Source organism: Nonomuraea sp. NPDC003727 (genome assembly GCF_053586935.1).
This window is the reverse complement of record NZ_JBSFNE010000031.1, coordinates 28,460-43,218: the sequence shown is the minus strand read 5'-3', so window position 1 is coordinate 43,218 and position 14,759 is coordinate 28,460. Positions and strand designations below refer to the sequence as shown.

Below are 14,759 nucleotides of genomic sequence, written 5' to 3'. Positions count from 1 at the left end.
CTTGCAAGCGACTGTAACGCGTCACTCATTCGGGCTGAAACCAAACGAATCTGGAGGTGCGCCACCGATGGCGACCGTCGAGGAGATCGTCAGCCGACCCGCGCCACGCAGGATCGGCGAGGCCCCGTGGCCTGAGCGGCAGGGTTACCACCCGTCGCCCGTCGACTGGCGCGGCGAGGTCATCTACTTCCTGCTCCCCGACAGGTTCAGCGACGGCGGGGAAGCCGGACGCCCCCTCCTGGACAGGACCGACCTGTGGGCCGCCAGGCCGCAGGGGTGGCGCTGGGACCGGTGGGCCAGATCAGGACGGGAACGCTACCAGGGCGGCACGCTGGCGGGGGTCGCTTCCCGGCTTGACTATCTGGACGAACTGGGCGTGACGGCGCTGTGGATCGGGCCGGTGTGGAAGCAGCGCCCGGTCGCCGGCGTCGAGGGCGGTCCCGTCGAGCCCGACGACTACCACGGCTACGCGGTACAGGACTTCCTCGAGGTCGACCCGCGCCTCGGCACCCGCGCCGACCTGGTCGACCTGGTACGGCAGGCGCACGAGCGCGGCATCCGGATCATCCTCGACGTGCTGCTCAACCACTCCGGCGAGACCTGGGACTACGACCTCGGCGAGGAGGGGTCGCCGCGCTACGTGCCGCGCCCGCCGTACCGGGAGGGCCCGCCCTACGCCTTCGGGACCTGGCGCGACGGGAAGGGCGGCAGGCTGCCGCACGGGGCGGCGCCCACGCTGCCCGATCACGGGGTCTGGCCCGAGGAACTGCAGCACCCCGACGCCTACACCCGCGCCGGCGGCGACGGCGGCAGTTTCGGCCCCGGCGGTGACGAGGACCCGAACGCCCCCTACCGCAGGGCCGACTGGTTCAGCCGCGACATCGACATGCCGCGCGCCCTGCAGACGATGATCCAGATCTACAAGTACTGGATCGCGCTCGCCGACCTGGACGGGTTGCGGATCGACACCCTCAAGCACGTGCCGCTCGAGCACGCCCGCGCCTTCTGCGGCGCGATCAGGGAGTACGCCGAGCAGCTCGGCAAGTCGAACTTCCTCATCGTCGGCGAGGTCGGCGGCGGCGACTCCATCCAGGAGAAGTACCTGCGGCTGGTCGGGCAGAACCTGACGGCGGTCCTGGAGACGGGCGAGACGCGGGCGACGCTGCGCGCGGTGGCCGAGGGCACCGCCAGGGCCGAGGACCTGTTCGGCCGCTTCACGCTGCCGCTCGACATCACGCACAGGGCGCTCGGCGGCAGGTACGTCTCCATGCTCGACGACCACGACGACCTGGCGATCTTCCCGCAGCTGCGGTTCGGCTCCCTCGAGTCCTCGCCGTCACGGGTCGTCGTGGGCGCCGGCCTGCTGCTGTTCCTGCTCGGCATCCCCTGCCTGTACTACGGCATCGAGCAGGGGCTGACCGGACCCGAGCCCGAAGAGCGCAAGTGGCTGCCCGGCTGGGGGGTCAGGGACCTGGCCGGCGACATCTACCTGCGCGAGGCCATGTTCGGGCCCGCGCACCCGCGCGTGCCCGGCGGCCACGAACCCGACCCCGACACCCCCGGATTCGGCCCCTTCGGCACCTCCGGGCACCACGTCTTCGACCAGGACAACGACGTCTACCAGCGGATCAGGATGCTGCTGCGGGCCCGCAAGGCGCACCCCGCGCTGTCGGCCGGACGGCAGTACCTGCGCAGGCTCGGCAGGGCCGACGGGTCCTTCACCCCGCCCGAGCCGGGCGAGGTGGTCGGCTGGTCGCGGATCCTCGCCGACGACGAGGCGCTGTGCGTGGTCAACCCCGGGCCCTCCGCCCGTACGGCGCGGCTGCACGTGGACGCGAGCATCAACGCGGGGGTCGCGGCGTTCACCGTCGTGGCGAACACGGCGGAGGTGGTGGGTGGCACCAAGCATCCGGTCGGGTCGACGGTGCCGGTGCTGACCTCGCCCGACGGGGCCCGCTACGTGGAGATCCACGACCTGCCGCCGCTGTCGGTGCTGGTGGCGGTCAACCGCTGACCACCCGGCCCGAAGCCCTTGGCGGAACGGGGGGCGGCGGCACCGGCTGCTCGGGGCGGCGGCTGTCAGCGGGGGATGAAGCGGACGAAGGCGATGTGGCGGCCGACCTCCCTGAAGTCGGCCGCCGACCCGTCGACCAGGAACCCCAGGAACCGGGCCAGCCGCCGCGCCGTCCGGGGGGCGCGCCGGGCGTAGGCGGCCATCAGTTCGGCGCCCTCCTCCGGGGTGAGGGGCCGCGCCGTCATCGCCATGACGCGGTTGCCCACCTGGACGGTCACCTCGGGCGTGGCCAGGATGTTGCGGAACCAGTCGGAGCGCCTGCCGTACCCGGAGGGGCCGACGTAGCCGCCGCCGACGCGGTCGTGCGCGACCACCTCGATGACGGCCCGCCGGGGCTTGCCGGAGACGCGGCCGGTGTGGACGACGAGCATGAACCGCCCGCCCAGCAGCCATCCCAGGCGCATCCGGTACAGCTGGACGGGCAGCCGGAACAGCAGCCTGCGCAGCCCTGACGGCGGTGGCGGGGTGTTGATGATCTCCATGTGCGCCTTCCTTCCGAGCCGGTCGCCGAGCCGTGGCGGGTGGCTTCCGGTCAGGAGCCGGGGTTCGCGGCAGGGCCAGGGTTGATGGCAGGGCCGGGCTTCGCACCGGCGCCAGGCTTCCCGGTTGGGGCGAGGTTCGCGGTTGCGGCGAGGTTCGTGGGTGGGGCGGGGGCGGCCCAGAGCCGGGCCAGGAACAGCACGAGCGTGTCGGCGAGGGCGTGGTCGGAGGCGTGCGGATGGTCGAGCGCCCAGGAGTCGAGCGCGCCGATGACCCCCATGGTGGCGACCGTGACCAGCTCGGCGCCGGGTGCCGGGGCGATCAGGCCGATCGCCAGCCCGTTGGCGACCAGGTCACGCACCCACGAACCGTCGTCGGACAGCGGCTGCCCGGCCAGGACCGCCCGGTCGTCCGGATGCTCGCGCAGGTGCGCGGCCATCCGGGTCGTGCCGGCCACCAGCTGCTCCCACAGCTCGTCGGCCGTCGCCACCTCGGTCCACGGGCCGAGCGCGGTCAGCGTGCGGACGGCCGCGTCGGCGAGCACGGCGCCGAACAGGTCGTCCTTGCCGTCGAAGTAGTGGTAGGCGGAGGTCTTGGAGATGCCCGCTTCGGCGATGATCTGGTTGAACGACGCGGCGTCCTTGCCGTCGCGGGCGAAGTGCGCGCGGGCGACGGCGAGGATGGCGGCTCGCGTGTCGGCGGGCAGCCGGTCGAAGCGGGGAAGTGGCATTGGTTTCCTCGTGCTCGTGTGCCGGCGGGATGGCCGGTCTCCTAACGATGGCCGGGTACGGGCCGGACGGCCGGCTGCCGGGCGGACAGCGTACGCAGGATCCGGGCCGTCATGATCCAGTGTGCCGCCCACAGGAGGATGGCGACCGCCCCACCGGCGTACCCGGCGGCGCCGGGGAAGAGCGACAGGATCTGGAACGCGCACCAACCGTAGCCGAGCCGGGCCCACCAGCGGACGAAGCGGCTCGTCGGGCGCGCGTCGGCGGCGAGCGAGGTGGCGACGGCCCGCACGATGAAGAAGTCCTCGACGAAGTTGTAGGGGATGGCGAACATCCACCAGACCGAGGCGGGGGCGGCGGCCCTGGCCTCCGGCTGGATGGCGGCCAAGGTGCGATGGAGCGCGCGGCAGTACAGCGCGACGATGCCGAAGAAGACGGCGACGGCGATCAGCCCGCCGGGCATGCCCTGCGCGGCGACCTCGCCGAGGATGCCGCTTCCCCAGTGCGGCGCCCACAGCGGATAGGTCAGCAGGATCGTGACCAGGACGGTGCCGGTGATTTTGACGACGACTCGCATGCCCGAAGTGTACTAGCAGTACACACCATCAGTACACCCTCACTCGCGCCCGGCCTGCTGCAGGCGCGCGACCAGCTCGTTCAGCGCGTGCTCGAAGCGTGCTCCGGCGGCGTCGCGCACCCCGACGACCGCGCCGAGCGGCGCCTCCTCCGGCCGCTCGCAGAACATGGGCAGCGCCGCTCCCTGGCCGCGCCGAGCCGATCCCTCCCTCGACGGCGAGCGTCCTGAAGACGAGCCAGCCCGCGCACACGATGGTGGAGCCGCCATCCCCCGGCGTCCGCGGCGGCGGCCATCCCACGACCCCGGCGCCGCGCCACCCCCGGCAGGAGCGCCTCCCGAGCGGTCGTCGTGATCGTTATCAAAGCGGGTCAACCAGAAGCCGCCTTCCGGTCTCTCACATATGGAATGTGATTCACCCCTTATGTGACGGAGTGCCCCCGTGAAACTGATAGCGCTGACCGCGCTGGTGGCGAGCATGCTCGGCGCGGTGCCGCCGACCCCCACCCCCGCGCCGTCGGCCCCCGGCTCGATGCCCCTGGCCATCGCGGACATCACCCCGATGGGAGACGACAAGGAGAAGGTAGGGGTCGGCTTCCCGATCATCGTGACCTTCGACCGCGACGTCACCGACAAGGCGGCCGTGGAAGCGTTGCTGCAGGTCCAGGCCGAACGTCCGGTGGACGGCGCGTGGCGCTGGGTGTCGCCGCGCAAGGTGGTCTACCGGACCAAGTTCTACTGGAAGGCCCACCAGAAGGTCACCTTCACCGCCCGCCTCAGCGCGCTGCCGGGCAACAGGGCCAAGGACGTCACCCGCCGGTTCCAGGTCGGCACGGCCAACATCTCGGTCGTCGACACGCGCAAGCACGTCATGAAGGTCACCCGTGACGGGAAACTCGCCAAGAAGATCCCGATCAGCGCGGGCCGCGGCGGACTGGTCAAGAACGGCGTCGACGTCTACCTCACCACCAGCGGCACCCACCTGACCATGTCGAAGAAGCCCGTCGAGACCATGACCTCGTCCTGGCTCGGTGTCACCGACCCCAAGGACCCGCGTTACTACAACGAGCAGATCCCGTGGGCCGTCCGCATCTCCGACTCCGGCGAGTACGTCCACCAGAGCGCCGGCTTCTACCACTTCCTCGGCCGCAGCAACCAGAGCCACGGCTGCGTCCGCGCCACCCCCGACGGGGCCAAGTGGTTCTTCGGCATCACCCAGCGCGGTGACGTCGTCAAGATCACCGGCACCAAGCGGAAGCTCGACTGGACCAACGGCTGGAGCTACTGGCAGCTCAACTGGACCGAATGGAAGAAGGGCAGCGCGCTCGCCCGATGACGCCAGGTCCCGGCTGGCCCGCCGGATGACACCAGGTCCGGACGGCCCCGCCGCCGGTCAGCGCCGCCGGTTCCGCTCACCGGCCGGCGGCCGCCTGGTCCGGCCGAGTCGGTCTAGCCTCGGGCGGTGACGAGGTGGTCCGCCAGGCGCATCGCCAGCGCGGCCAGCGTCAGCGACGGGTTGGCGGCCGGCGAGGTCGGGAACACCGACAGGTCGCACACGTAGAGGTTGCGCCTGCCGTACACCCGCAGATCGGGATCGACCACCCCGGTGTCGGCGGAGGCGCCCATGCGCATCGTGCCCACCTCGTGTCCCACCGCGCCCAGCGCCGAACGCGTCGGACGCGGTTGCAGCGGCGTGCCACCCACCGCCGCCATCACGGCCGTGCCCACCTCCGTCATGACCTCCTCCAGACCCGGCACCTCCACGTGGTGCATGACCACCCGCGGGCGGGCGTCCCTGCCCTGCCCGCGCACCTCGACGCCGTTGCGCTCCTCCAGCGGGACCGCGGTGAAGAACACCACCTCGCACGGCATGTCGGCCTCGTCCAGGTCGAGGTCCTCGTCGACGTGGTACTGGTTCAGGTTCACCCCCATCTCGACCACCGCGTTGTACGGCGTCGCGCCCGCCATACCCCTGAGCAGTACCTTGGCGGCGTCACCCGGGCTGTAGCCGGGCGCGCCGTCCTTCACGGTGAACTTCCAGTAGTAGGTCGGATGGTCGGTGATGCCCCGCCCGACCAGCGGATGGTCGAGACCCGCGTGGTGCGCCAGGACCGGCGTGCCGACCGTGCCGCCCGCCAGGATGACGCTGCCGCCCTCGGCGAGCCGGAACGTCCGCAGCACCCCCGCCGGCAGGTCGAACGCCTCGACCGCCGTTACCGCGTCGCCGTCGGACACGAACCCGCACACCTGATGGTGCAGGTTGACGTGCAGCCGGTCCGCCCACGAGGCCCGCAGCATGTCCTCCATCAGCAGCGCCGCCGTGGAGAAGATGCCGGACGGGATGCCGAGGCCGTTCACCGAGGCGTGCTCGGCCGCCAGCATCGCGTCGTCGTCGGCCAGCCCGGGCATGCTGCCCCGCAGCAGCGACTGCACGGTCCCGCACAGCGTGTCGCGCGGCATGGCCGAGCCGTTCAGCAGATCCTCCGCCCTGGCGTACCAGACGCTCTCCAGCTCCCGCCTGATCGGCTCGGGCCAGCCGGCGAACTCCGCCGGCGTCATCCTCGGCACCAGCGCACCCCAGAACAGCGACCGGCCACCCAGGCAGAACGCCTGCGCCAGCTCCATCGGCTGGTCGGTGTCGTAGCGCCGGACCTTGAACTGGTTCCACAGCTCCCACACGCTGCGGTTGACGAAGGGGCCGTGCCGCCTCGGCAGGTTGCCGACATGCGTCGGGAACAGGTAGCCGCCCGCCTCCAGGACCAGCACCCGCGCCTCGCCCCCGCTGTCGGCCATCAGCCGGTGCGCCAGCGTGCCGCCGCCGGTGCCGCTGCCCACCACGATGAAGTCGAAGACCCCGTCGGCCGGCGCCGCCGGGAAATGCACCCGCGCCGCCAGCGAGTCCGCGATCGGGATGTCGTCAGGCGGCTCGAACAGGTCGGCGACGCGGCCGGTCATCGTCGCCACGTGCTCGCCGTTCACCACCCTGTTCGGGCCCCGCTCCCAGCCGCCGTCACAGCGGAACTTGAACTCCACCGGGCCGTCGCCCGCCAGCTCCACCCGCCACTCGTCGGCGCCGTGGACATACCGGCACGGTACGTCCGCCCGCCAGCCGTCCAGCGCGCTTCGGACAGCCAGCCGGGCGTCGGGCCTGACAGCGCCGCCACGCAGCACGATCGTGAGAGTCCCCACCTCACTACCTCCTCGCCTCGCCTCGCCTCGCCTCGCCTCGCCTCGCCTCGCCTCGGAAGGATCCCATGCCAACCTGCTTTCACACCGCTTGCGAACGGCGACAAGGTCCTCACAACCGGGTGCGGGAATCATGAAGACCGGGCGGGAGCACGGGCCGGCGAAGGTCACAGGGCGCCTGGGGGAGGCGCGGCTCGTTTCCCGCCCCACACGACGACGGGGACCGGCGAGGGACGGCCGGAGCGGCGCGGGACCACCCGCCGCTCCGGCCCGAGCTCGGTGTGGACCGTGATAGTGTTTTCCACGCAAGGCCGCCGCGGACACCTCCGAAACGAAGAGTCCGAGGGGCTTGGCGGGACGTAGCGCAGCTTGGTAGCGCACTTGACTGGGGGTCAAGGGGTCGCAGGTTCAAATCCTGTCGTCCCGACCAGATATTCGCTGGTCGATAAGGGTGTCTTCCGAAAGGAAGGCGCCCTTTTTCATTCTTGGGAAGCCATTCGGTCATGCCGTCCTGGCCTTGAAGATCTTGTCCATGGCTTCAGCGCCCTTGGTCAGGGCGAGCACCAGTCCGCGCCCACGCCCGCCGCATCCGTGATCTTCTGGAACGCGCGACGGACGTGCCAACGATCCATCGGGCGCCCGTCCTCGCGACGGAACGCCAGGGCGTCGTCGGCGCCGTGTTCGCCCGACGCCGGGCGTTCGGCCCGCACCCGGCACCTACCCATGTGCGGCCACGTGCCGATCGCTGATGACCGTCTTACCGGGGGGTCCTCCTCAGCCGACGTGCTCAGCACGTACGGCTACCGACCAGCGTGATCAGGATGGAGAAGGCTCATTTCAGCGAGGCCAGGCACCGTCGGGAATGCGGTAGAGGACGCGCGGCGCCGCGAACCAGTCCCGGTCAAGGAACCGGCCCGTGATCCGCCCCGCCAGGGTGAGGAAGCTCTCCACCGTCACCTGAAACCCGACGTCCCAGCCCACCTCCAGATCACGCGTGTAATCGCGGAACTCTTCGATCACCCCCAACGTGCCTATGAACTCTCCATCGTAGTAATAGAGCATGCCCTCGTCGGGAAGCTTGTATATGTGATCCATATGCATATGGGTGAAGACACGCCTTCTTCCCGCGCTCGCTTCCTCCCCAATCGAAAGTCTCCCGCTTATGGCAACCGCGACGGACCAGCCAGGAGAATGCGTCCCGATCCATACCAGAGTGTCCTGCGCGTCACTATCGGCCTCGTTGAACGCCGTATCGAGATCGCAAAGGATCCCCGAATCCCGATCCGCCCGGAAACGCTGCGCGATCTCGTCCATGTCCTCCGTGTCGATCCAGGCCGCATCGAACCGGCCGTTCAAGTTGTGCTCCCCCAGGAGATCCCACTGACTTTCCATTGGCACAGCCCGTGACATGTCCACCAGCTCACTCCTTCGACGTTGCGCAAAGCCGGGGTGGAGGCGATCCTGCGATCGTCTCCACTCCATAGGCGCCCTTACCAGTACTCCAGTGACACTTCGCGATCTTGAGGCGCTAGTGCAGAGCCGCAAAGATCCTTGAGGGCTTCGCTCGGTCACGGTCGGTGAGGGGTCAGGCGGTCAGCGCGAGGGTCGCCTGACCGGCTTCCCCCGCGTGCCGGGCTTGATAGCGGGTGTGCTCGACCTGGGCGTCATAGGTCCACCGGTAGGGACGAGCGTTGCGGTTGTGCCGGATCACGAAGTCGGTGATCTTACCGTCGAGGTCTTCGCGGGAGGCGAAGTCCCCGCGTCGTAGTAGACCCCGAGTCAGCGTCGAGAAGAACAGCTCCACCATGTTCAGCCATCTGGCGTGCTTGGGCGTGTAGGTGACCTTGAATCGGGGGTGCGCCGCCAGCCAGGCCCGGGTGGCGCGGGAGGTGTGGCTGGATCCGTTGTCCATGATCAGGTGAATGTCGATGTCCGGATCGATGACCTGGTCCAGCATCGTCAGGAAGCCGCAGAAGGTCTCGGAGTTGTTGCGGGTGATCCACTCGGTGAGGACCTCGCCATTAGTCACGTTCATCGCCGCGATGATCGACACAGTGCCCTGGCGGCGGTATTCGAACTCGCGCCGGGCCGGGCGTCCAGCACCCATCGGCCGGTCGCGGTAACGGCGGGATTTGGCCTGGATGCCGGTCTTCTCATCGATGCTGAGCAGCACCGCATCGCTGGGTGGGCGCAGATACAGATCGCAGACGGCGGCGGCCTGCGTCCAGAACTGTTCATCGTCGAGGCGATTGAGCCAGCCGCGGACCCGATGCGGCTTGAGATCGGCCTCGGCCAGGATCCGGCCGACCTGCGAGGCCGAGATCCCGGTCGGGGCCAGCTGCTCGGCGATCAATACGTGTGTCCAGGCCGAGGTGCCCTCGGGTGGGACACCGGTCGCCAGGGCGATCTCCCGCAGTCGCATGTCCGGCCCGCATACCTCGGGGCGTCCGCTGCGCGGCCGATCGGCCAGCGCCGGCAGGCCGCCGACCACGAAGCGGCGCCGCCAGGTGCGCACCGTGGTCACGCTGGCCTTCAACTCGGCCGCGATCGCGGTGTTGGTCCAGCCGCGCCACGCCAGCAGCACGATCCGCGCCCGCAGCACCAGATGCTGCGGCGAGCTCGCCCGCGCCACGATCGCCTCCAACCTGCCCCGGCGGCGGCTGCCCAAGATGACGACGTCGGGGCTGACCGGCCGAGCCATAAGCCCTCCCAGATCGGGTGATCGTTCTCTCGCCCAAGCGACAGCTGTCGAGCATGCGGCTCTCAGGCAGAAGCTCTCAGGGCCGGCCTGGATAGGACGACGCTTCCTATGGTGCGATGTCCGCTGAGTCGGCAGCAGTCCACGGCTGTGAGCACTCGTGCAGGAGGGCGGCAAAGGCCTTGTCGGCAGAGTCGGCAGGAAACAGCCGCAGGACGGTGGCTCTGTCCGGCGACGTGATCACGTAGTGCTGGGCGAGGTAGGAGAGATCGCCCCAGGCTTCTCGGGCATGGGCGCGCATCAGGACCTGGCCGCATCTCGTGCAGGCGATCCACGGCACGAGGATGAGACCTGCCAGGTCCTGTTCGGTCCCGGCTGTCGCCCCGCTGACGGTGCCGCCGTCGTGCTCGATCACCTTCAGGCGGGTCGGCCTGTCATCACCACGGCATTGAAGGATCCGGGGTGCGAGCGCCTCCCTCTCGCCCCAGACCTCCGCGAGCACGGAGATCTGAGCCCTGACCGTCTCGCTGATCACCGTCTGGTGGGTGAAGATGCCGGAGACGAGCAGGCCAAGTCCCGCCTCTTGCTCACCGATGTCCCAGCAGTCCCTGAATTCCTGGGCCTCGGCCTCAGGCAGCAAGGCGGCAAGCCGGTTCCAGACAACGACGTCAGCGATCATCCGGCAGAGGCTACCAACCCCTGCTCCCGCCCACGTGCCAGAACAGGTATGGCAAGTCCCGACAGTTTCTGTCGGACCGTGAATCAGGAACAGATGATCGCCCGATCGTGAGGGCACATGGGTTCCGGTCGTGTGACGACGCGCCGATTCCGGCCACAATGAGCGCTAGGCCGGTGCCGTCAGCAAAGCTCAAAGACCTCATCGAAGGAACCGTGGACCACCACGCCTCCCAGCGCTGGCCCCGGCTCGCCGAGGTCACCATCCGCTGGCACGGCCCCTACGGCTACCTGATCGGCCACCCCAACGACGATCCCGATGACGACGAGGAGATCCCACTGGCCCGGATCGAATATCTCGGCTTCACCGACGAGTGGGGATTCGCGATCTACCAGGCCGGCACCGAGGACTACCGCGACGCCGTTCTGCCCAGTGGCTCCATGACCGGCACTCCCATCGAAGCGCTCGATTGCGCCTGCACCCTCCACCTTCCCGACTTCGAAGATCACTCGCCGTAATGAACCGCCCGGCTTTGACGGAGAGCTCAGGGGTTGATTCCGACGGTCTCGTTGGGCTGGTGTTGAGCGTAGTAGAGGGCTTCGTACTCCGCCGGCGGAAGGTTGCCGATCGAGGAGTGCAGGCGGATCGTGTTGAACCATTCAATCCATTCGGCGGTGGCCAGTTCCACTTCGGCCAGGCTGCGCCAGGGCCCGCGGAGTTTGATCAGCTCGGTCTTGAACAGGCCGATCTGCGATTCCATCAGCGCGTCCCCGACCGTGCCGATGGAGGCGTCGATGCCGGCGGTCATCAGATGGTGAGGCGGAAACAGGTGTATTGGGCGGATTCAAGTGGCCGTTGCAACACCTCGTTGCTGGAGGTGTTGCTGGTGGGACGCTGCCTGAGCAGCTACGCCGCTCGCCGGCCTTCCACCGGTCCCATCGGGTAGTCCGGGCGGACCTCAGCGACCATCCGCACCGCGCGCTTACGCAGCTCGGCCGAGTAGGGGGAACTTGCCTGCCATGACTCGATCCTCTCAAGGGGACGAGCCTCCAGCGAAGCTGGAGCGCTTCACATTCGCGTATCGGGGGCTACCCGACGGCACAGATGTTCATCCGGCTCCGACAGAGAAGGAGAGCCGACGGACTGGCCGTCGACTCCCCTCGGGGTGATTACCACCACCACCCGCCGCCGCAGCCACCGCCGCAGCCGCCACCGCAGCCGCCGCCCCACCAGCGACGTCGGCCCCACCAGCGTCTGCGGCCCCAGCCCCAGCCGCCCCAGTTGTTCCAGCCATTCCGGGCATGGAAGCCGACACGTACCATGATTCCCCCTCATGAGCAGCTCCCATAGCGGGAGCGCCTACATGCGGCCAAAACAGACATTAATCCGCAAACCGCAGGACATCATTAGACGTGTTGAGTGTTGATGAGACTTTGGGGTGGAGTTCGCTCTACCCGCATCTGCTCAAGCCAACGCATCGACCGTGTCCACAGCGCGTAAAGAACGTTCTCGCACTCTCGGCCGGGGCTCCTGACCGCGCTGCGGCTCCACCCCGTCGGGCTGCTCCGGTGGCTGCGACAGTACCGCCGTACAGCCATCTCCCCGCACAGGCACCAGCCGCCCTCAGCGTCCGCTCCCCCGGCACATCGCCGCCACGAGGAGGCCCGGAGCAGTTCTGCCCCGAATTCCGGAGGCCATCCGCCGCGTCAGCCGGACGTGAGGCTTCGCCGTACCGGCCGAAGACGCCTTTCCGCCCGAGATCGGACCGCACGCAACGCTTCGACGTCCGCTCCCCGGAAACGGCCGCGCAGAAGATCGCCGCCAGCCTGACCACGCTCGGTGCGAACTGCTTCGACCCGGAGTACGGCATCGGCGGCCTGTGCAACGGCTCCCTGACGGCGATCGAGCTGTAGGGCACGCGGGGCAGCTCACCACGGTGCTCACCGTGTCACACATCGTGCAGGCAGGTCAGGAGGGGGACGCCGATGGGGTGTTGGCGTCCTGCGGTTGCCTCTGGCCGCCTCCGGACGGCCCTCCGGGGCCGGGGAGTTGACCTCCGGGGCCGGGCGGCGGGCCTCCGGGGCCGGGCGGCGGGCCTCCGGGGCCGGGGAGCGGCACGAAGTCCTTGGTGCGGATGAGCGCGAAGGCCAGGATGCCGCCGATGACGGCCACCATGCCGCTGACGAGCAGCAGGCCGTTGAGTGACGACGCGAAGCCTGCCCCCACCGCGTCCCAGAGCCGGCCGCGGACTTGCGGTGCAGCGGAGCCGATCACCTGGCCGGGATCGCCGCGGTGCAGGGCGTCCGCGAGTGGGTCGGTGTAGCCGCGCAGGTCAGGGGCGGAGCCGAGCCGGTCCTTCAGGCCGGAGTGCAGCGACGACGAGAACATCGAGCCGTACAGGGCGATGCCGACGGCGATGCCGACCTGCCGGAAGGTCTGGTTCACGCCGGAGGCCATGCCGGAACGGTGGACCGGCACGACGCCCACCGCGGTGGAAGCCAGCGGCGGGTTGACCATGCCGCTGCCGATGCCCGCGACGACGAATCCTGGGACGAGGTGTGTCCAGTCCGATCCGGCGTCCAGTCCCATCATCAGCAGCAGGCCGGCACCGACCAGGACGAGGCCCGGACCGATGAGCCACCTGACCGGGACCTGGCTCGACAGCCGGCCCGCCACCGTCGCGGCGACGGTCGAGCAGGCCGAGACGACGAGCAGCCGGGCGCCGGCGCCCAGGGCGCTGTAGCCGAGCTGGTTCTGAAGGTAGAGCACGAGGTACAGGAACATCGCGAAGAGCGAGGCGTTCATGGCGAACGCGGCGATCGAGCCGCCCAGGAACGTCGGGGTCCGCAGCAGCGACAGGTCGAACATCGGCTCGGACGCCTTCGCCTCGACCACGAGGAACGCGGCCAGGAACACCGCCGCCAGGACGAAGCAGATCACGACCCCGCGGTCGCTCCACGCCGTGTCGCTCGCCCTGATCAGCGCGTACACGAGGCTGAAGAGCCCGGCCGTCAGCGTGCCGGCTCCCGGCCAGTCGACCCGGGAGGCATGCGGCGAGCGCGACTCGTCCACCCGGCGTGCGGCGACGGCGATCGCGGCGACGCCTATCGGCAGGTTGACCAGGAAGATGCCGCGCCAGCTGATCCCGGTGGTGATCGCGCCCCCGAGGATCGGGCCGAGGGCGGTGGCCACACCGGCGACGGCGCCCCACACGCCGAAGGCGATGCCGCGTTCGCGGCCCTGGAACGTGGCGGCGATCAGCGCCAGCGACGTCGCGAACATGACGGCGCCACCGGTCCCCTGAACCGCCCGGGAGGCGATCAGCATCAGCGGGTCCTGCGCGACGCCGCACAGCAGTGAGCCGGCCGTGAAGATCCCCAGGCCGATGAGGAACAGCCGCCGCCTGCCGAACCGGTCGGCGAGGGATCCCGAGGTGAGCAGGAGCGCCGCGAGGGTCAGCGCGTATGCGTCGGTCACCCACTGCAGGTCGCCGAAGCTGGCGCCTAACGCGTGCTGGATGTCCGGAAGCGCGACCGTGACGATCGTGATGTCGAGCAACAGCATGAACGTCGCAGCGCACGCCACTACCAGCGTGAACCACTTGCGGGCCATGGTCCAGATCCTCCTTGCTGCGCGGCTCATCGCGCTGGGAACGAAGGGAACAGATCCTAGGACTCTAGGATGCTAGCATCCTTGCCATGGCCACCGAGGAGGTAAAGCAGTTCAACGTCTATCTGCCGCTGACTCTCATCAGACAGGTGAAGCACCACGCCATCGAAGCCGAGATGTCGCTCTCGGCCCTCGTAGCCGAGGCGTTGCGCACCTATTTGGCGGCCCACGAGGACGGGCCGCCCTCAGGAAAGGAGACATGACATGGCCACCGAAGGCATCGAAGGCGTGTACCTGGAGACCCACAACTGGGGGAAGGCCGCCAAGTTCCTGCAGGCGCTGGGCTTCGACGTGGAGTTCGCGACCGACCACGGTTCGGGCATGTTCCGGCGCGGCGACGGTCCCTATCTCCTCCTCGCCGAAGTCCCCGAGGACAAGCGGCCCGACACCCAGGTCGTGCTGCGGGTCACGGACGCCGAGGCGTTCCCGGCCGACCCGTCCCTCGACGTGGTCACACCGTTCGAGGAGACCCACTACGGGACCAGGCGGCTGACGCTGCGCGACCCCGACGGGCGCCTGTGGAGCGTCGAGGCGCCGGCGAAGGGCTGATGTTCGGTGGGCGGGCCCTGTCCGCCTGGACAGGCCCCGCCCACCGCTCACAGTCTCGCCCGAGACGTACGCCCCGAGCGAGTGCCGATCGAATCGAACGGCCCCCTTGTCGTATCGGGCCGCAT

15 protein-coding genes and 1 tRNA gene are annotated in these 14,759 nt (G+C 69.4%); 6 read left to right on the top strand and 10 right to left on the bottom strand.

The window, feature by feature from the left end; translation table 11 throughout:
• Nucleotides 1-67: 67 nt before the first annotated feature.
• Nucleotides 68-2,014 (top strand): alpha-amylase family glycosyl hydrolase, encoded by a 1,947-nt coding sequence (locus tag ACWDLG_RS41970; RefSeq protein WP_449930770.1) that lies wholly within the window; start codon nucleotides 68-70, stop codon nucleotides 2,012-2,014.
• A 65-nt stretch (nucleotides 2,015-2,079) separates the two neighbouring features.
• On the opposite strand, the gene ACWDLG_RS41965 is transcribed toward ACWDLG_RS41970, so the two are convergent.
• Genes ACWDLG_RS41965 through ACWDLG_RS41950 form a run of 4 tightly spaced genes read right to left on the bottom strand, consistent with a single transcriptional unit; the run spans nucleotide 2,080 to nucleotide 4,027 of the window.
• On the bottom strand, nucleotides 2,080-2,556 hold the full coding sequence (locus ACWDLG_RS41965; RefSeq protein ID WP_449930768.1) for a nitroreductase family deazaflavin-dependent oxidoreductase: 477 nt from the start codon (nucleotides 2,554-2,556) through the stop codon (nucleotides 2,080-2,082).
• A gap of 50 nt (nucleotides 2,557-2,606) precedes the next feature.
• Complete coding sequence (locus tag ACWDLG_RS41960; protein WP_449930766.1) at nucleotides 2,607-3,284, bottom strand: TetR/AcrR family transcriptional regulator; 678 nt, start codon at nucleotides 3,282-3,284, stop codon at nucleotides 2,607-2,609.
• A gap of 41 nt (nucleotides 3,285-3,325) precedes the next feature.
• A complete protein-coding gene (locus ACWDLG_RS41955; RefSeq protein WP_449930764.1) occupies nucleotides 3,326-3,859 on the bottom strand; it encodes a hypothetical protein in 534 nt (177 codons plus the stop codon).
• Between the two features lie 39 nt (nucleotides 3,860-3,898).
• Nucleotides 3,899-4,027, bottom strand: a complete 129-nt coding sequence (locus tag ACWDLG_RS41950) for a hypothetical protein (RefSeq protein WP_449930762.1) — start codon at nucleotides 4,025-4,027, stop codon at nucleotides 3,899-3,901.
• Between the two features lie 271 nt (nucleotides 4,028-4,298).
• Here ACWDLG_RS41950 and ACWDLG_RS41945 point away from each other — a divergent pair, with 271 nt between their 5' ends.
• The gene (locus ACWDLG_RS41945) at nucleotides 4,299-5,192 is read left to right on the top strand and encodes a L,D-transpeptidase (protein ID WP_354910905.1); all 894 of its coding nucleotides are present in this window, start codon (nucleotides 4,299-4,301) and stop codon (nucleotides 5,190-5,192) included.
• Nucleotides 5,193-5,305: 113 nt separating this feature from the next.
• On the opposite strand, the gene ACWDLG_RS41940 is transcribed toward ACWDLG_RS41945, so the two are convergent.
• Nucleotides 5,306-7,045 carry a GMC oxidoreductase gene (locus tag ACWDLG_RS41940; RefSeq protein ID WP_449930760.1) on the bottom strand — a complete coding sequence of 580 codons (1,740 nt, stop codon included), beginning with the start codon at nucleotides 7,043-7,045 and terminating at the stop codon, nucleotides 5,306-5,308.
• A 350-nt stretch (nucleotides 7,046-7,395) separates the two neighbouring features.
• On the opposite strand from ACWDLG_RS41940, the gene ACWDLG_RS41935 reads away from it, so the two are divergent.
• Nucleotides 7,396-7,472, top strand: a tRNA-Pro gene (locus ACWDLG_RS41935).
• 407 nt (nucleotides 7,473-7,879) lie between these two features.
• Here ACWDLG_RS41935 and ACWDLG_RS41930 read toward each other — a convergent pair.
• The 3 genes from ACWDLG_RS41930 to ACWDLG_RS41920 form a co-directional block, all read right to left on the bottom strand.
• A complete protein-coding gene (locus ACWDLG_RS41930; RefSeq protein ID WP_449930758.1) occupies nucleotides 7,880-8,458 on the bottom strand; it encodes a hypothetical protein in 579 nt (192 codons plus the stop codon).
• Between the two features lie 169 nt (nucleotides 8,459-8,627).
• Nucleotides 8,628-9,743, bottom strand: coding sequence for an IS630 family transposase (locus ACWDLG_RS41925; RefSeq protein ID WP_449930756.1), 1,116 nt, complete (start codon nucleotides 9,741-9,743; stop codon nucleotides 8,628-8,630).
• 106 nt (nucleotides 9,744-9,849) lie between these two features.
• Nucleotides 9,850-10,419, bottom strand: coding sequence for a hypothetical protein (locus ACWDLG_RS41920; protein WP_449930754.1), 570 nt, complete (start codon nucleotides 10,417-10,419; stop codon nucleotides 9,850-9,852).
• A 212-nt stretch (nucleotides 10,420-10,631) separates the two neighbouring features.
• On the opposite strand from ACWDLG_RS41920, the gene ACWDLG_RS41915 reads away from it, so the two are divergent.
• Complete coding sequence (locus ACWDLG_RS41915) at nucleotides 10,632-10,934, top strand: hypothetical protein (RefSeq protein WP_449930752.1); 303 nt, start codon at nucleotides 10,632-10,634, stop codon at nucleotides 10,932-10,934.
• 26 nt (nucleotides 10,935-10,960) lie between these two features.
• Here the strand turns inward: ACWDLG_RS41915 and ACWDLG_RS41910 are convergent, their stop codons facing one another.
• A complete protein-coding gene (locus tag ACWDLG_RS41910; RefSeq protein WP_449930750.1) occupies nucleotides 10,961-11,224 on the bottom strand; it encodes an integrase core domain-containing protein in 264 nt (87 codons plus the stop codon).
• A gap of 1,160 nt (nucleotides 11,225-12,384) precedes the next feature.
• Nucleotides 12,385-14,028 (bottom strand): MFS transporter, encoded by a 1,644-nt coding sequence (locus tag ACWDLG_RS41905; RefSeq protein WP_449930748.1) that lies wholly within the window; start codon nucleotides 14,026-14,028, stop codon nucleotides 12,385-12,387.
• A gap of 86 nt (nucleotides 14,029-14,114) precedes the next feature.
• Here ACWDLG_RS41905 and ACWDLG_RS41900 point away from each other — a divergent pair, with 86 nt between their 5' ends.
• The gene (locus ACWDLG_RS41900) at nucleotides 14,115-14,288 is read left to right on the top strand and encodes a ribbon-helix-helix protein, CopG family (RefSeq protein WP_354910892.1); all 174 of its coding nucleotides are present in this window, start codon (nucleotides 14,115-14,117) and stop codon (nucleotides 14,286-14,288) included.
• 1 nt (nucleotide 14,289) lies between these two features.
• Nucleotides 14,290-14,634 carry a VOC family protein gene (locus tag ACWDLG_RS41895; protein ID WP_449930745.1) on the top strand — a complete coding sequence of 115 codons (345 nt, stop codon included), beginning with the start codon at nucleotides 14,290-14,292 and terminating at the stop codon, nucleotides 14,632-14,634.
• Nucleotides 14,635-14,759 lie beyond the last annotated feature (125 nt).